Genomic DNA, 18,569 nt, shown 5'->3' with positions numbered 1-18,569 from the left:
CCTAAAAAACAATCATATGGTTCCAAACACTTTTATAAGATTAATGTTATTATTCTTGCTATCCATTACTTTTATCACACATCTTTCTGCCCAAAACAATCCTAATAAAACTACTGATCCCCCTAATATTTTATTTATTCTGTCAGACGACCATACGTCACAAGCATGGGGAATCTATGGAGGTATTTTAGAGGACTATGTGGTTAACGACAATATTGAGCGTTTAGCACAAGAGGGTGCCGTTCTTAACAATGCGTTTTGCACTAATTCTATCTGTACACCCAGTAGGGCCAGCATTCTCACTGGGCAATACAGTCAGGTGAATGAAGTATATACCTTAAACGAGCCGCTACCTCGCGATCATCCTAATATAGCGCGTACTCTTTCACAAAACGGCTATGAAACCGCGGTCATAGGAAAATGGCATCTGGTGGGCCAGCCAGAAGGGTTCGATTATTTTAATGTTCTCCCTGGCCAAGGAAGGTACTGGAACCCCATTCTTAAGGAAAAAGAAAATTGGACCGATGGCCATGATGGAAGCAAAGGGAAAGTCTACCCAGGGTTTTCTACCGATGTTATTACCGATTTAACCATTGCTCACCTAGAAAAAAGAGACAAGGAAAAACCCTTTTTAATGTTCTGTAACTTTAAGGCTACCCACGAACCTTTTGATTACCCCGATCGGTTTAAGGAACTTTATAAAAATGTAGATATTCCCGAACCTGCCTCTTTGATGGATTTTGGTCCAGAGACCACAGGGCGTACCTTTAAGGGACAGGTGTTGGAGAATTTGGCCGATCGATGGGAAACAGCTACCAGGGATAGTACCTACTGGACAAACTACCCCGGACTTCCCTATGATTTAGAAGGCTTGGATCCTATACAAAAACGCAAGAAAATCTACCAGAAACTCGTGAAGGATTTTATGCGTTCCGGGGCTGCCGTGGACGATAATATAGGGAAGCTTTTAGATTATTTGGAGCGAGAAGGACTGGCCGAAAATACCGTGGTGGTATACGTGGCAGACCAAGGCTACTTTTTGGGCGAACATGGGTTCTTTGATAAAAGACTTATTTACGAAGAATCGTTGCGGATGCCTTTTGTTATCCGTTATCCCAAGGAAATTAAAGGCGGGAAACGTTTGGACGATCTAATTTTAAATATTGATTTTGCCGCATTATTGGCCGATTATGCAGGCTTGCAAAAGCCAGATTATATTCAAGGGCGCAGCTTTAGGGAAAATTTAAAAGGGGAGACCCCCGCAGATTGGCGCAATAGTATCTATTATCGGTATTGGTTGCATCACCCCGATAGGCCGGCACATTTTGGAATCCGTAATAAGCGCTTTAAATTAGCTTTGTTCTATGGTTTAGGACTGGAGAAAAAAGGCAGTTCCCAGGAGATCACACCTCCTAGATGGGAATTTTATGATTTAGAAAAAGACCCTAAAGAAATACATAATGCTATTAATGACAAAGCTTATAAAGAGCAGATAGCAGACATGAAAAAAGAGCTTGTTAAACTTCGAGAAAAATATGGGGATCAGGACCAAAAACACCCGGAAATGCAGGCTTTGCTAACCAAGGAATTTCAATAAAAGGAGTAGTAGGTATGTACGAATATCGAGGCGCGGGGCAATTTTAATGAGGAATGGTTATCGGTGACCATAGGTGCTTTAAAGATTCCCCCGTGCCTTGATATTTATGGTAAAGCTTTAACAGTTCTTAAAATGGATTACAATTGAAAGACCTTTTCCATTGGAATCCATTTTTCGCCTTTTTTGGCCCATGGCAAGGCTTGTTGGAAGGTCCACATAAGGTCTTCCCACTCTTGCACCTTGGGGTTATTGGCATCCATGGTTGCTTTCTTTTCGGCATCAAAGGTTTCATCGACTTCCATGATCATAAACATACGGTTTTCTACCAAGTAAATTTGGAGGTCTACAATTCCGGAATCTTTAATGCTCTTGATTACCTCAGGCCAAACATTTCCGGCCGAATGGTATTCTTTGTACTCTGCAATGAGTTCGGGATTATTCTTTAAATCCAGGGCAAAACAATGTCTGGTCGTTTTCATTTTATAGATGATTAGTAGCGGCTAGCGCCTTTATGAGATTATAGTATGATATTTTATGTGGTAAAAATTCTTTTTTCGTGGTATAAGCTTAATGGAGATTATAAAAGGAAACAGCATTTTTGCCCATTATTGCTTCTTGTTCATGAGGGCTGAGTTTACTGATAAAATTTGTGACCACTGCTTTTGTCTTTTCGTAGTTTCCGGCCACTAGGCAAACGGGCCAATCCGAACCATATAAGAGCCGGTTGCTGCCAAAAGCATTAAGAACCAGTTCCATATAGGGTGTAATTTGTTCGGCTGTCCATTGCTTATAATCGGCTTCCGTGGTCATACCCGAAAGCTTGCAGTACACATTTTCTTGTGTACCGATTTCCTGCATCAATAAGGCCCAACCATCATAAAAGCCATCCTTTATATAAGGCTTGGCAATATGGTCGATCACAAATTTTTGATGGGGGAATTTTTTGACGAATTCTAATACCGCTCCCAACTGGTGCGGAAAAACAAGAATATCATAGGTGGCCTGATATTTTTCTAACATGGAAATACCTCTTAGAAAATTTGGGCGCAATAAAAAATTGGGATCGGCTTCGCCCTGGACAATATGTCGGTAGCCTTTGAGTTTTGGGTGTTCCGAATATTTAGAAAGATCGTCTTCTAATTCAGGATTCCTTAAATCTACCCAACCTACAACTCCCTTGATAAAATCGTTTTCCTGGGCCAGATCCAATAAAAAATCGGTTTCCTCCAAGGTCTGATCGGCCTGTACGGCCACACAGCCATCGATGCCATTGGCGGTATACACATTTTTCAGCTCGGCGGGTAAAAAATCTTTTCGGATTACAGACATGGTATCATCTATCCAATTATGCTTTACGGCCTCGTACTTCCAAAAATGTTGGTGTGAATCTATTGTCATTATGGTTCAAATATTTTTATATGGCCTTGTGCTAATTTCGGTTGGCGATTTTGTTTCTTTTATTGAAAACCACCAGCTTCTTGGCAAACAATGCAATCTATTAACTTATAAAAGTATAAATTTATAAGGAATATATAGCTTTCAATAGCTAGGTTGTATTTTTATGGTATGTTTTTTTTACCCTTCTCCTGTCTTTACGTAATGGAGCGATCTAAAATAATAAAAACACTTTTATATATAAATAAAATAGGAGAGGGGACTAGGGAAATATAGTGGGGGAACAGTCTGGTACCAAATTTCGAGGTGTTGAATACCTCATTATTTAGTATCGCCTTGTTGCATTTGGTTAGCCTGTAATCATACCAATAAAGAAGGCCAATATCTTAAAAAGAACCTAATTACTGAGACTTTGTAAACAAATAATATTCCATGGCCTCCCTTAAAAAATCTATACTTTTTCTGCTCCTAGGAGCGTTCATCCTTGGCATTGTTGGTGTTTATATGGCACAACGGTATGTGGAAAAGCGACTAGGGGAGTTTTTAGAAAAAAACACCCCGGCACATATGGAATTACAGTACCAAGAAATGGAGGTGAACCTTTTTCAAGGGAAGTTGCGCTTAGGTGACATTTCGGTAGCTGTTTTTAGTCGAGATTCCTTAGATCTTAACCCTTCTGCCGAACTAAAAATAGCATCACTCCAGCTAAACGGCTTTAGCCTATGGGATTACTACTTCAAAAATAACGTTTCTATAAAAGAATTGCTTGTAGATAAACCAGCACTAAGCACTTATTCCAGTAATGATCTGCCTAAAAACAAATCTCTTTCCGATAGTAATAGTAAATCCTTTCCACCTATATCCGTAGATAATTTTAATATTAAAAACGGCAGTTATACGGAAATGGAAAGGGAGTCGGGTAAGGTGCTGACCGATATAGAAAAATTCGATCTCGATTTAATGAAAGTACAAACCGACTCTTCTATCTTTAAAAATAAAATACCCTTTCAGTATGGGGAGGTGAGTTTGGAGGTCTATAAAATTTTTGCCGATATCGGAAACTATGAAGAACTTCAGCTAGAAAGAGTGTCTATAAAGGATAAGGATTTGATGTTTAGTGATTTAAATATTAAATCAAAATACTCTAAACAACAACTTTCTAGAAAGCTTGTTACAGAACGAGATTATATCGACTTAAAAATCCCAGAAATAGGATTACATCAATTTTCGCTAGAGGAGCTGGAAAGCAGTATGTGGATTAAGAGTGTTAAGGGCGAAATTAAGGGGGCGAAAGTTACGCTATTTAGGGATAAATTGGTGAACGACGATCTAAAGAAGAAACCTATGTACAGTAAAATGTTGAGGGAGTTGCCTTTTAAAATCGATGTTTCAGAACTTCACCTTATCGATGGCCATATCGAATATGAAGAATTAGTAAATACCAATGTCAAGGCTGGGAAACTCTTTTTTGATGCCGTAGATGCTACTATCAGTAATCTTTCGAACACTTATAAGCCTGGAGAGAAAACTACCATATCGGCCAAGGCTAATTTTATGGGCACTGCAAAGGTACATTTAGACTGGGATTTTGATGTGAATAATAAGAATGACGCTTTTATTGCTAGTGGATCTTTCCTAAATTTTGGCGTAGAAGGGATCAATAGCTTTTTAGAAAACAACCTAAGGGTACAAGCAAAAGGCATTGCCTCGGAAATCTATTTTACCATCAGTGGAAATAACTCCACGGCGAGTACGGATATGAAAATGAAGTACAAGAATTTTGAATTTGTTGTATTAAAAAAAGACCGAGAGGGTATCAATAAAATAATTACCGCCTTAGGAAATCTCCTCTTAAAAAAAGGATCAAAATCAAATAGTGACGGATACCGCTATGGCGCTGCACAAACAGAACGCGATGAAACAAAGTCTTTTTTCAATTATCTATGGATCAACCTGCGCGATGCCTTGGTAAATACCATCACGGGAAACGGGAAAAAGGATAGGAAATAACTTAGAATACAAGGTCATAAAGCTTCTGAAACATGCTGTTTTATGATCGCCCTAGGATAGATAAGGAGGTATTAGACCAATACATTTTCAAATTCGGAATCGGCACAAAAAATAGCCGATATACGGGACTGGTTTACGATTTTTACCATGGTTTCAATGGGCATTCCGGCTTCGATGCAAAAGACATTTATATCGGAATTTTTTTCCATGTTCACGTTCTCTAGTAGGTCGCCCTGTTTTATATCAATGGTGGTTTTTTTGGGAAATCGGACCATAGTACGTAAATCTTCAATATCATTTGGACTTAGGGTCAATGCTGGATTGTTGTTTAGGATATGGACTTCTATAAGCCCTTTCCAATTGCGACAGATCAGTAGGGAAATAAGGGTCGATAGGTTATTGTTGCCCACACTAAAGGTTTCCTTCCAGTCTACCGGGATATTGGTCATCCATAGATTAATGGTTTTCTCTATAGCTAAACTTGCTGAAGAAAAGGGGATATAAATGATAGCGCCAAAACTATTTTTTTTGGCATCTATCAAAAGTCGGTCATAATAGCTGTAATCGTTACTCAGGGAGTCGACACTTACAAAAACGATATTGGGTTTAAAAAAGGCCGCGTTTAAAGATTGCATGCTTACATTGATGGTGGTATTAAAATCGGTATTGTCAATAACCGTATAGGAAGCCGATAACTCATTTTCCTTAAATTTTTTAATGGCATTGTAAAGGAAGCTTTCTATGTTTTTTTGTTCTCCCTCATTTTCATTTCTAAGAGCCAATATTTTTATGGACCCTTTGGGGTAAATAATAGATTGGATGAGTTTATAAGAGCTTCTTAATTCCCTTGGTGCTGTCACCGGAATCAGTAAATCGGGGCGCCAAGACCTTACTTCTCGCTGTGGCCTTAGGGCATTTGTTTTTTTGGTGGCCCATTCTGCCAAAGCAGTAAACAAACCACTCCTAGAGTCGCCCGCGGCCGATTTAATATTCATTTTTACCAGGTATAGATAAAAAAGCAGGATAAAAATCAAAGAAAACAGGGCTACAATAACACTTAGAATAAACATGATGGCAATAGAACCAAAGGCTCCGATTGCAGGGACAATAAGGGGGATTTTTAGCGTAGGTCTATAACTGGGAAGTCCCAAGGTCTGTTCTACCAGGGCCACTACATTTACCATGGCGTAGGTGATCATAAAAAACATGGTGAGTAAGGGGGCTATGGTGTTCAAATTCCTCAATGAGATGCCAAACAGTACTATAACGGCCGTTACTAACATGGCATTTACGGGCTCTCCCTTTTTTGAAAGTTTGGCTAGTTTTTGACTCTTGGGGAGAATGTTTTTTTCTCCCAAGGCCAATAGAATCCTAGGGGCACCAACAAAAGACCCCAATGCCGAAGATAGGGTAGCTCCCAATAGCCCTGCCAACACAATGGGACCAAATAAGGCTTTGTCTATAAAAACATTGTAATTTTTAGCTAGTTCATCGGGACTGGCAATAACGGCCGCAACAAAAATAAGGCTGATGTAAATAATAGTGGTCAGAAGCACCGAGCTTAAGGTGCCTAATGGGATGCTTTTTCTAGGGTTCGTCAGGTCGCCAGACATATTGGCCCCGGCCATGACCCCGGTAACTGCCGGAAAAAAAACGGCAAATACAATCCAAAACGAGGAGCCTCCAAAATCGTTCTCGATAGATCCGGGATATTTTCCGGTCCATTCAAAATTAAAATCGAGCTCATTGACAAAAAGAGAACCGTATATGGAGACAAGGGACAAGACGATGATCCCCAAGATCACATATTGAATTTTAAAGGCAAAACTAGTACTGATAAAGGCAATAGCCATGACCAATCCAAAAATACAAATATCCAAAAGGACAGGGTTTACATTGGGGACTAGAATTTGCAAGCCCTCCCGAAAACCAAAAATATACATGGCGACAGCTATAGCCTGGGCAAAATAAAAGGGTATCCCAATGGCGCCCCCAATTTCCAAGCCCAAAGACTGGGAGATGAGACTAAAGGCTCCTCCGCTACCAATTCGCACATTGGTAGTAATAGAGGATAAGCTTAAGGCAGTGGTCAAGGTAATGGCAACGGCCAGCAGCACTATTCCTATAGCCCCTAAAACACCGGCATTGCCCACGACCCAAGGTTGCCGTATATACATGATTACCCCTAAGATGGTCAAGGTGGTAGGGGTAAAAACGCCCGCAAAAGTGCCAAATGTTTTTTTGATCATTTTCCGCTGAGTTAAAAATATAGATGCATCAATAAGCGATGCCAAGTAGACATGACTAGGTCGGTGTAGGCAAATTGGGGGGAGCGGTAAAATTTAAGGTAAGGGACCACCATAATTAGAAAAATGTCCTTGCCCACTTCATACATGAGAAATGACAGAACAACCATCTAAATCAAGGCTTTCTCCCTACAATACTAAAGTTAAGGAAATTTTCACGGTATCACAGAAAAAGACAGGGTTTTTAATCTAGGGAATGACCGGTATACTCCTTGTATGCAGGGTGTTCTAATGGAAACTACTGGTGGGATTGGCAAGGAAATCGGGTGTTAATTAGCCTTTTCATACGCTTCTTTTAACCATTGCAAAAGTTCCTTGTCTACTTCTTCTTGTTGAGATATTTTAACCCTGTGGGTGCACATGGCTCCAAAGGGGCCAGAGTCCTCGAGACGGGGCGAAACAGCTTTTCCGATTAATTTAAGCCCTAGGTCTATCCTATTTTTTGTGGCTGGTTTTATCAGGGCAAATTGCTTTTTTCTAATAAGGCTAACACTGCTCTTTTTTGGGGTTACCGAAACATCATCGCCAAAGGATTTAACGGCCGCCAAAATTTTTTTATAGATAGGAATCAGAGACTCCTTACCTTGGTATTGCTTGGTCACCAAATCTTGCGGGCTATGGTTGTTATCGTTGGAAAGTAACACAATGGTATTGGCAAAACCATGGGTGACCCCATATTCTGATTTTAAGAATTCGAGGGCTTCCGTATGCTTGGAAAATGATTTTTGGCTCAATAGTTCTTTCCATTCAGGCAAGGATTTGCCTGTTTTTGCCAACATATTTTCAATCATGGTAAATAGGGCCTTGTCCATAATACAATAGTTTAAAATTATTGGTACTACATAGGTATCGTTAGCGGACAGCAACGTTTTTCCTGCCGAGATACCTAGAATTGGGTCTTTTAAAGTTACATATTTTTTTAAAATTCCATCTGTTAATCCCTATATTTTTGATAGATATAGATTACAGTAAATTTAGATTCGATAAAAAAGAACAGGAATGTAGTGCTTAAGAGGAGTTGCCTTTAAATGCGTATACATTAAGGAGATATTATTTTGGGCGTTCCCTCCTTCGTCGGTCGGGCCCTTCGCTATATCCCTTGCTACGCGGCGGGGATGCCGCCGCGGTCCCTAACGCATCATAGTGCTAATCGGGAACCATATAGGGTGGGATTGATAATGTCAGCACATATGTATGCAAAAATTTACCAAAAGACTACCCTTAAGGGGCCATCTTAAGAGAACGGAAATTGATGAACGATCTAAACATGATTGCTTTATATCGATTATAGGTAGCATTTAAACCCACTAATAAGTGCTGAAAAGTTGTTTTATTGCGTCTTTCTTTTAAAACTACAGAATAAAAAGTCTTGTTTGGTATTAAAGGGAGTAGTGTGCTCTTCCGTAAGACACCTTTGTTTTTCAAAACTGTTTTTAAATATTTCGGTTAAACTGTCCGCACTGTATTGGGAAATTTCCAGACCACTGCATTTTGTAGGTCCGTTTAAGGAGAAGGTCCCAATGGTCAGATATCCGCTCACCGATTTTTCTGCAATGTTTTTATAGGCCAAAACCTGCTCTGGAGTCGTTAAAAAGTGGAAAGCGGCCCTGTCATGCCAAAGATCAAAAGTGGTATCGGGTTGGTATTCGGTAATATCGCTTACCACCCAATGGATTTTTTTGGATTTCTCTCCTAGGCGGATTTGAGCTTTTTCAAGGGCCTTGGCAGAAATGTCCAAAACCGTAATATTCTCATATCCCTCATCCAGTAAAAAATCGACCAATTTACTGTCACCACCGCCCACATCTATAATTTTAGCCGTTTTGGGCAAGTCAAAAGAATTGATGAAGTGAAGGGAGGTTTCTGGAACCTCTTGAGTCCAACTCACCTGTTCGGGATTTTTGGTTTCATATACGGTTTCCCAATGTTTTTTCCTTGTTGTTGTCATAACCAAGTCTTTAATTAAGCGGTTCTATATTCTTCTTTTAGATTAGTACCTTAATTTTATAAAGGTAATAGGTCGGCTTATAATATGTTTCCATAAATTTTTGTCTTTATAAAACTTTAACTTTTTACCAGTTCGTGGTTTTTGCTATAAGGACAGTAGGGAACTTACCTAGGTAGCTGTAAATGTTGCGCTATGCGAACCATTTTAAAAGAAGATCCGAGTTAAAAAATCATTCTTAAATACATATAAAGAAGATGATAATTTCTATCTGAATAGAAAAGTAAGAAAAACCGGAAAAAAGTTGAAGATTACGAAAACGTTGTAGTATGGTTTATTTTCTATAAGATTTAGTTTTAACATTTTTTTTGCATAGATTTAAACAATAAATATAATTAACTAACTACAACTGAATTTTTTATGAAAAACACACTTTTAAAAGGGTGTTTGCTTTTTGGGGCATTTTTATGCCTCTCGCTAGCAAATGCCCAGACGGTAACCGGAACAATTTCCGATGAAGCGGGACCATTGCCAGGGGCCAATATTTTGGTAAAAGGGACTCAAAATGGTACCCAAACAGATTTTGATGGCAATTATTCCATTGAGGCCAGTAGCGACGACATTTTGGTCATTAGCTATATTGGCTATAAAACTGTAGAAACGGCAATAGCCGGACGTTCTATTGTTAACCTTGTCCTTACCGAAGATTCCAGTCAATTGGAAGAGGTTATTGTAGTGGGGTATGGTACCCAAACCAGAGGGGACATTACAGGTTCTGTTGCCTCCGTTGATATGGGGGAGGCTTTGAAAGCGCCTACATCCAATGCTGCTGAAGCTTTACAAGGTAGAGCTTCTGGTGTAACAGTAGTAAAGAACAGCAGTCCTGGTGCCGCTCCAAAAATCAATATTCGTGGCTTTGGAACTACAAACAATACTGACCCATTGTATATTATTGATGGAGTTCAGACCGACGATGCGAATGTTTTGAATAACATTAACCCATCCGATATTGATCAGATGAACGTACTTAAAGATGGTGCCGCAGCTATTTATGGGGCAAGGGCTTCTAATGGAGTTGTTATTATTACTACCAAAAGTGGGGGGTACAATATGGAATCTGCTGAGGTTTCTGTGGATATGTACACTGGTTTTTCGCAAATCTCCAATAAGCCAGAAATGTTGAACGTTCATCAACATGCCGATATGATATGGCAAAGTCAAATCAATGATGGTGCAACGCCTTCCCATGGACAATACGGTAGTGGGGCATCTCCTGTGATTCCCACATCTATCGTTGGATACACTAGGGTAGAATCTTATAATCCTATTGTGTTTGCTGCACCAGGGGTCTATAACGCTACAGTAAAGCAACCTAATGGGACTGATTGGATAGATGAACTAACACGTACGGCGCCTATTTCAAATATGTCGGTATCTTTATCAAATGGTACTGATTCTGGAAAATATTTTATGTCTGTTGGCTATCTTGAAAGCGAGGGTATCTTAAATGATACCGGTTTTAGTCGTATTAGTACTCGATTGAATTCTGAATTTAAAATTGGAGATAAAGTAAGAATAGGGGAGCACCTCAATGTTTCTTATTCAAATACTAGGAATGGCAACAATGAAGCTATGCAAATGGCTTTGAGAATTACGCCTTTATTACCTGTTAAAGATGATCATGGTGAATTTGCTGGTGTAGCAGGTCCAAGTCTAAGTAACTCAAGAAACCCTGTAGCTCTTAATTATAGAACAAGAAATGACTACAATAAAAGGTACTCTGTTTTTGGGGATGTCTATTTGACCTATGATATTCTAGACGAGTTAAAATTTAAAACAACGCTGGCAGGAGGATTTAACACCTTTGACAGTAGATCGTTTACTTCTTTGGACCCTGAGTTTGGCGAGCCAATCTCTGAAAGATCGTTAAGAGAACAAGATCAAACCAACTACAATTGGATCTGGACAAATACCTTGAACTATAACAAATCCTTTGGGAGCCATTCTGTGAATGCCTTAGTAGGTATAGAAGCGCTTAAAGGATCTGGCAAGGGAAAACAAATAAGTCGTTCTGGATACCTTTTTGACGACCCTAATTTTTACCTGCTAAGCAATGGAACTGGATCAGCAAATGTGGATTTTGCATATGACGGATTCAATTCCTTGTTTTCAGTATTTGGAACGGCAAATTACTCATATGAAAGGAGATACTTCTTCTCTGCCACCATACGTCGTGACGAATCTTCTCGTTTTATTGGGGATAATAAAAGTGATATTTTTCCTTCTTTCAGTGCAGGTTGGTTAATTAGTGATGAAAATTTCTATCCAGGGGATGCTTTTGTGGAAAGATTAAAACTAAAAGGATCTTGGGGTAATTTAGGAAATCAATCCTTACCGGTCGATAACCCAACTTCCAACATTTCTATCTTAAGTGATCAATATGCAAACTATGCCTTAAGTGGCAGTACCATTGCAACCGGAGCTATTTTAAGTCAAGTGGGTAATACCGATTTAAAATGGGAGACCAGTGAAACCACCAACGTAGGGGTTGAATTGGCCATGCTTAGAAATAAGCTTACTTTTGAGGCTGAGTATTTCAACATTAGCACTAAAGATCTTATAACACAGGATTTTGGCGCTATTAGTTCTACTGCAATTGATGCCAGTGCCCCTTATGTGAACCTGGGGGATATTAAAAATACCGGTTTTGATATTGGCATTGGATATAAGGATGCAACCGATGCCGGTTGGTCTTATGGCGTAACTGCAAACATATCTCATTACAAAAATGAGGTAACAAGCCTGATCGATGGCGCTCCTGTAACAGGAACGGGTACAGATTTAAGAGGGCAAACTCCCACCAGAACTGAAGTAGGCGAGCCCATTTCTTTTTTCTATGGTCGTAATGTTATTGGGTTTACCGATACCGGAAGATTTAAATATGAAGATGCAAATGGCGATGGGGTTATTAACGATGATGACCGTGTAAAGCTTGGTACTCCACATCCGGATTTTACCTATGGGATAAACTTGACTTCGGCATATAAAAATTTTGATATTTCTTTGTTCCTGAATGGCTCACAAGGAAACGAAATTTATAACTTTAATAAGTACTATACCGATTTCCCATCTTTTGTGGGCGGTAATAGAAGTACAAGAGTACTGGACTCATGGACTCCATCGAATACAAATGCTACTTTACCGGCACTATCAACTTCAATAACCAATAATGAAGGTGACCCAAATTCATACTATGTTGAAGATGGCTCTTATTTAAGATTGCAAAACACGCAAATCGGATACAGCCTTCCAAAGGACGTTTCAGGTAAAATAGGCATGAAATCCTTGCGTATTTATCTGCAAGCAACAAATTTATTCACCATCACGGGATATGAAGGTGCTAATCCTGAGGTTGTAACCCGCTTAGGTAGTAACGAAAGTGCTAACTTAAGCTTAGGTGTTGATGGTATGGTTTACCCAGCATCAAAGATGTTTACTTTGGGCGCAAATATTAAATTCTAAAAAAAAGACATGAAAAGAACAATAGCGTATTTAATTGTGCTAGTAGGAATAGTAGCATGTAGTAGCGATTTTACACAGTCCCCAGCTGTTGGAGCTTTAAGTGATGAATCGCTTAAGAACGAAACCGGTGTAAACTTATTACTTACCGGGGCATATTCTACCTTGGACGGGGTTAGAAACAATGGTTTTGGTGAAGGATGGGCAACATCCGGAGACAATTGGGTCATGGATGTATTGTCTGATGATGCTCATAAAGGAAGTACAGATGGTGACCAGCCGGAATTATATAACATAGAAACCATGACCTGGTCTACAGGAAGCTCTTATTTCCTAGGAAAATGGGGTGCTGTTTTTGCCGGGGTCAATAGGGCCAATGCGGTCATTGCCTTGATTTCCACTATTGAAGAAGGTGATTTTTCCTCTCAATTGGCCGAGGCTCGCTTCTTAAGAGGTCACTTTAATTTTGAACTTCAGAGAATGTATGGGAATATCCCTTATATATCCGAGGAAAATTATGCGGCAACAGAATTCAACCAACCGAATCCAGGACCAATCTGGGAACAGATAGAAGCCGATTTTCAATATGCCATCGATAATTTACCTGCTACCCAAGAAGATTTGGGGAGACCAACATCGTGGACTGCCAAAGCATTTTTAGGAAAGGTACATTTACAGCAATCAGAATGGGATGCCGCCTTCACCTTATTAAATGAAGTGGTAGTATCAGGACCTTATGATTTGCTTCCGGATTTCGTGGATAACTTTAGATTGGCGGGCGACAACAGTGTTGAGTCCATTTTTTCTATTCAGTTTACAACGGATGATGGACAATCTTACAATGGTAACGTTCAGGGAGCCTTAAATTTCCCTAACCCAGGGCCTTTTGGTTCTTGTTGTGGTTTTTATCAGCCCACCCAAGATTTATTGAACGCATTTCAGACCGACAACACAGGATTGCCTTTATTGGATACCTATAATCAAACAGATGTAAATAGTGATTTTGGTATTGATTCAGATAAGGCATTTACTCCTTTTGCAGGACCATTAGATCCAAGAGCCGATTATACAGTAGGGAGAAGAGGCATAGATTACAATGGGTACGGCGAACATGTTGGGAACGATTGGATCCGTGCAGAGTATACCGATATCTCAGGGCCCTACTTGCCCAAGAAGAATGTATATTGGTCAGGAGAAACAGACAACCAAGCTACCGGCTCATGGGGGCAACAACTTTCTGGCGTTAATTACCATATTATGCGTTTTGCCGATGTATTGCTAATGGCTGCAGAAGCTGCCGTTGAAAAAAGCAGCCCAGATATAGCCCTGGCATTAGATTATGTAAATAGAGTGCGAAATAGAGCTAAAAACTCCAACTATATGCAAGCCGTTGATGGTAGTGGCGATGCAGCAAACTATGTCATAGAACCTTATGCTGCTTTTCCTGATATTGATTTCGCAAGAAAAGCGGTTCGTTTTGAACGCAGGCTGGAATTAGGTATGGAAGGACACCGTTTATTCGACCTTAGAAGATGGGGGAACTATGTGTCTGTAATGACCGAGTATAAGGAAAATGAAGCACGTACAATCCCTCCTTTTGGACAGGAAGTAGGTACATATCAAGAAAAACATAACGTATTCCCAATTCCTATTACTGCTATCGATTTAAGCGGGGGAATACTAACACAAAACCCTAATTACTAATATATCTTATTTTAAAGAGTTAATGAACATGGTGCTTAACGGCACCATGTTTATTGCTTTTAGATAACACCCTATTTTATGATTTTGAATTTTTACTTTTTTTAAATTACGCTTATTCTTCCCAATACTAATTTACCAGTCGTAAATTGTTTATTATTTTACAACCTGGATAGCCAAGAATTACTTTCAATAGCAAAATGAAAAAATACTTCCCCCTTTTAGTACTACTTATATGTATCTTTCTTTCATGCGGTGAAAAGAATGACACCCTATTTAAAAAAGTCGCTTCCCAACACTCCGGTATAACATTCAATAATAGAATAGTTGAAACCGACAGTTTTAACATTCTTACGAGTGAATATATATTTAATGGTGGAGGAGTTGCAGTTGGTGACTTTAATAACGATGGCAAACCAGACCTTTTCTTCACAGGAAATCAGGTTCCCAACAAGATATATCTCAATCAGGGCAATCTTAAATTTAAAGATGTTTCGGAGATAAGTGGTATTGAAGCAAGCAATAAGTGGAAAACAGGGGTTACCGTAATTGATATTAACAACGATGGCCTATTGGATATTTATATTTGTACTGCCATGCTCGCTAGCCCATCAGAAAAGGCCAATATCCTATTTGTTAACCAAGGCTTAAACGATGAGGGCGTTCCTGTATTTAAGGATTTGGCAGAGGAATATGGCATTGCGGACACAGGAAATAGCATGAATGCTAGCTTTTTTGATTATGACGGCGATGGATATTTAGATCTATACGTACTCAATAATGTTGATATTCATGAACTACCCTCCAACTATCGTGCTAAGATTACTGACGGCTCGGCATTGAGCAATGACAGATTATATCGCAATAATGGTGACAATACATTTACGGATGTAACTATCGAAGCGGGAATTACCCTAGAAGGCTATGGACTAGGTATCGCTATTTCAGACTTGAACTATGATGGATGGCCAGACATTTATATAAGTAATGATTATCTCTCCAATGATATTCTATACTTCAACAATGGCGATGGTACGTTTAGCAACAAAATAAATGAAGTTATAAAACATCAAAGTAAATTTTCCATGGGGAATGACATTTCAGATTATAACAATGATGGTTTTCTCGACATCATCACTTTGGATATGTTGGGCGAGAATAATTATAGAATGAAAACTACTATCCGGAACTCTAAATACAACGACTATATATTTAACGAAAAGTTTGGTTACGAATACCAATACCCTAGAAACATGCTGCAGACAGGAAGAGGTTTAGGCATCCCCTATGTGGAAACAGGGCTTATGGCAGGAGTGGCGAAAACAGATTGGAGTTGGTCTCCATTATTTGTAGACGTAGATAATGATGGATACAGGGATTTATTGATCACTAACGGATTTCCCCGTGACATTACCGATTTGGACTTCGGGGAATTTAGTTTTAATGTCCGTCGCTATTTAAGTCCAATTGAAATTTTAGATTCTATTCCAGTTGTCAAGATTCCCAACTATGCCTATAAAAATGAGCGCAACGGCCTCTTTAGTGATGCTGGTCAGGAATGGGGCCTTAACATTCCCTCCTTTTCCAATGGAGCTGTTTTTGCCGATTTGGACGGTGATGGGGATATGGATTATGTCGTGAATAATATTAATGATGAGGCTTTTCTATTTGAGAATGCCCTAGATAGTAAAAAAGATCAACGGAATAATTTTTTGTTGGTTGATTTAAAGGGACCAAAAACCAACCAGTCAGGGATCGGATCAAAAATTACTATCAGATTCAAAGATGATAGCTTTCAATATTATGAACATTACCTAAGCCGCGGATATATGTCTTCTGTTCAGGATATTGCGCACTTTGGATTAGGAGAATCAGCTGATATAAAATCCTTGGAAATAATTTGGCCAGATGGTAAATTCCAAAAAATAGAGGATGTTAAAGCCAACCAGGCTATTACACTCAACTATAACAACTCCAAGGCCGTAGCATCCAATAAAATAACTTTTCCGTTTATTCCAAAACAGAATACTCCAATTTATGTAGAGGTTTCCGATAAATTGGGAATTGACTATACGCATCAAGAATTTGATATAGTAGATTATAATGTACAACGTACACTGCCCCATAAACTGTCCCAAAATGGACCAAGTTTAGTTGCTGGAGATCTTAATGGGGACGGTTTAGAGGATTTCATCGTTGGTAGCTCAGCCAAATACTCCCCAAAAGTTTATATGCAGCAAAAGGACGGGACGTTTATAGGCACACCATTATTCACTAATGAAAAAGACAAAGAATATGAAGAACAGAGCCTAGCACTTTTCGATTTGGATAATGACGGTGACCTGGACCTATATCTTGTTTCCGGCAGCAATGAATTTGCCAAGGGAAGTGAATTTTATGAAGATCGATTAATGGTCAATGATGGGAAAGGTACATTTTCATTTGCCCCTAACAAAATGCCGAAAATTAATGCGAGCGGATCTGTTGTAAGAGCTCATGACTTTGACGGGGACGGATACACTGACCTGTTTATAGGTGGTAGAACACCATTTGCAGAGTATCCCCTTCCAGAAAGGAGCTACCTGCTTCAAAACATTGAAGGTACGCTTAAAGACGTTACGGAAACAATGTGTCCCGATTTAATTGATATTGGTATGATCACCGATGCTAGCTGGGCAGACGTAGACCAAGACGGACTTAGCGATCTTGTCCTAGTGGGTGAATTTATGCCTATCACTATTTTTAAGAACAAAAAAACTTCCTTTCATAAAATGCAAGAAACCGGTTTGGAGAACCATTACGGCTGGTGGGGAAGTCTCTTGGCTCATGATATTGATGGGGATGGTGATATTGATTTGGTAGCGGGGAATACTGGGGCAAATAATTTATATCAGCCTTCAAAAGATAGGCCCATAAGCTTGTACGCCAAGGATTTTGATAATAATGGCACCGTAGACCCCGTAATGTTCGCTTATTTTAAAACAGATATTGATAACGCGACCTATAATTCCTTCCCAGTTCATTTTTGGGGCGATTTATATGGGCAAAGTCCCTTATTCAGGTCTAAGTACAACTCCTATAAAGAATACGCCAGAACAACACAAGACAATATGTTTAGTCCGGAAGAAATGCAAGGGGTGCTACAACTGAATATGAATCATGATAAAACCAGTTATTACGAAAATATTGGCAATGGGAAGTTTATGTATCATGCACTGCCTCAGGAAATGCAAGTAGCGCCTATCAATAGAATGGTTGCTACCGATTTCAATGCCGATAACAAGGTCGATCTTTTACTGATTGGCAATAATTATGGCAATGAGGTTTTTATTGGCCGTCAAGATGCCTTTAACGGTGGTTTGCTAAAAGGTAACGGACAAGGAGGATTTGAGACTATAGGAGAATTAGAAAGCGGATTCTTAGTAAAGGGTGATGCCAAGGACATGATAAGCGTGAAAAATTCCCAAGGAGATCCATATATCGTGGTGTCGCAAAATGGAGGTAAAATCCAAGTTTTCCAAAAGAACGAAGTCGAATCAAATTCAAGCAAAAAATAAAAATAGAGGGTAGAAGGTGATAAATATTCAATTTATATTTATCACCAATCCAATAGTGGCATTGACACAATAGCACTAACTATTCCTTACCGAAGGAAATAAACCATGAGTTGTTCGTAAAAACAACTAAGTAAAAACAGGAAAATAGCCTCTGAGTACGGCACAAAATACCAGAAAGAGTTTATAGGTAATTGTACTGCTATTCAGAGGGTATTCCTTTCCCTAGACAATACCAAGATGCAAAAAGAAGAGGTTTAAGGGCTTAATTATTTTATGAACCCTATGGTCACTAGCATGTTCCTCTTCTGATAAAAAAAGAATAGGTAACGAGTATTTGCATTTTAAGGAATGATTATAACTGAATTTTGCGATGCATATTTAGGAATTTGTACGGGCTAATAATAGGATGTTTTTAAGATTGTGGTCAATGTTTTATCGGAAAAGGAAAAATGAAAACCTTGTTTTTATTCCCCCAATGAAGACCTTACTTTTGAGTTTTAATAGAAAGGAATTCAGTATCCGTTTGTTTTAAAACAATG

The 18,569-nt window shown here is 39.1% G+C and carries 10 protein-coding genes; 5 read left to right on the top strand and 5 right to left on the bottom strand.

The window, feature by feature from the left end; translation table 11 throughout:
- Positions 1–16: 16 nt before the first annotated feature.
- The gene (locus HCG49_RS04420) at positions 17–1,597 is read left to right on the top strand and encodes a sulfatase (RefSeq protein ID WP_205764341.1); all 1,581 of its coding nucleotides are present in this window, start codon (positions 17–19) and stop codon (positions 1,595–1,597) included.
- A gap of 137 nt (positions 1,598–1,734) precedes the next feature.
- Here HCG49_RS04420 and HCG49_RS04415 read toward each other — a convergent pair whose 3' ends face one another.
- A complete protein-coding gene (locus HCG49_RS04415; protein ID WP_168468345.1) occupies positions 1,735–2,076 on the bottom strand; it encodes an L-rhamnose mutarotase in 342 nt (113 codons plus the stop codon).
- A gap of 88 nt (positions 2,077–2,164) precedes the next feature.
- A complete protein-coding gene (locus HCG49_RS04410) occupies positions 2,165–2,995 on the bottom strand; it encodes an amidohydrolase family protein (protein ID WP_168468344.1) in 831 nt (276 codons plus the stop codon).
- A 429-nt stretch (positions 2,996–3,424) separates the two neighbouring features.
- On the opposite strand from HCG49_RS04410, the gene HCG49_RS04405 reads away from it, so the two are divergent.
- Positions 3,425–5,002, top strand: coding sequence for a hypothetical protein (locus HCG49_RS04405; protein WP_168468343.1), 1,578 nt, complete (start codon positions 3,425–3,427; stop codon positions 5,000–5,002).
- Positions 5,003–5,073: 71 nt separating this feature from the next.
- Here the strand turns inward: HCG49_RS04405 and HCG49_RS04400 are convergent, their stop codons facing one another.
- The 3 genes from HCG49_RS04400 to HCG49_RS04390 all read right to left on the bottom strand — a co-directional run bounded on the left by HCG49_RS04400 (position 5,074) and on the right by HCG49_RS04390 (position 9,256).
- Positions 5,074–7,251: an amino acid permease gene (locus HCG49_RS04400; RefSeq protein WP_168468342.1), complete on the bottom strand. Its 2,178-nt coding sequence runs from the start codon at positions 7,249–7,251 to the stop codon at positions 5,074–5,076.
- Between the two features lie 326 nt (positions 7,252–7,577).
- A complete protein-coding gene (locus tag HCG49_RS04395; protein WP_168468341.1) occupies positions 7,578–8,120 on the bottom strand; it encodes a DUF5655 domain-containing protein in 543 nt (180 codons plus the stop codon).
- Between the two features lie 518 nt (positions 8,121–8,638).
- Positions 8,639–9,256 carry a class I SAM-dependent methyltransferase gene (locus HCG49_RS04390; protein ID WP_168468340.1) on the bottom strand — a complete coding sequence of 206 codons (618 nt, stop codon included), beginning with the start codon at positions 9,254–9,256 and terminating at the stop codon, positions 8,639–8,641.
- A 417-nt stretch (positions 9,257–9,673) separates the two neighbouring features.
- Here HCG49_RS04390 and HCG49_RS04385 point away from each other — a divergent pair, with 417 nt between their 5' ends.
- The 3 genes from HCG49_RS04385 (at position 9,674) to HCG49_RS04375 (ending at position 18,030) form a co-directional block, all read left to right on the top strand.
- Positions 9,674–12,775: a SusC/RagA family TonB-linked outer membrane protein gene (locus HCG49_RS04385; protein ID WP_168468339.1), complete on the top strand. Its 3,102-nt coding sequence runs from the start codon at positions 9,674–9,676 to the stop codon at positions 12,773–12,775.
- Positions 12,776–12,784: 9 nt separating this feature from the next.
- Entirely contained in the window at positions 12,785–14,476 is a 1,692-nt protein-coding gene (locus HCG49_RS04380) for a RagB/SusD family nutrient uptake outer membrane protein (RefSeq protein WP_168468338.1), read from the top strand.
- A gap of 197 nt (positions 14,477–14,673) precedes the next feature.
- Positions 14,674–18,030 carry a VCBS repeat-containing protein gene (locus HCG49_RS04375; protein ID WP_168468337.1) on the top strand — a complete coding sequence of 1,119 codons (3,357 nt, stop codon included), beginning with the start codon at positions 14,674–14,676 and terminating at the stop codon, positions 18,028–18,030.
- Positions 18,031–18,569 lie beyond the last annotated feature (539 nt).

It is taken from the genome of Arenibacter sp. 6A1 (genome assembly GCF_012272855.1).
Lineage (GTDB): Bacteria > Bacteroidota > Bacteroidia > Flavobacteriales > Flavobacteriaceae > Arenibacter.
Note: the sequence above shows the minus strand (reverse complement) of the source record. Positions and strands in the feature narration are given on the sequence as shown.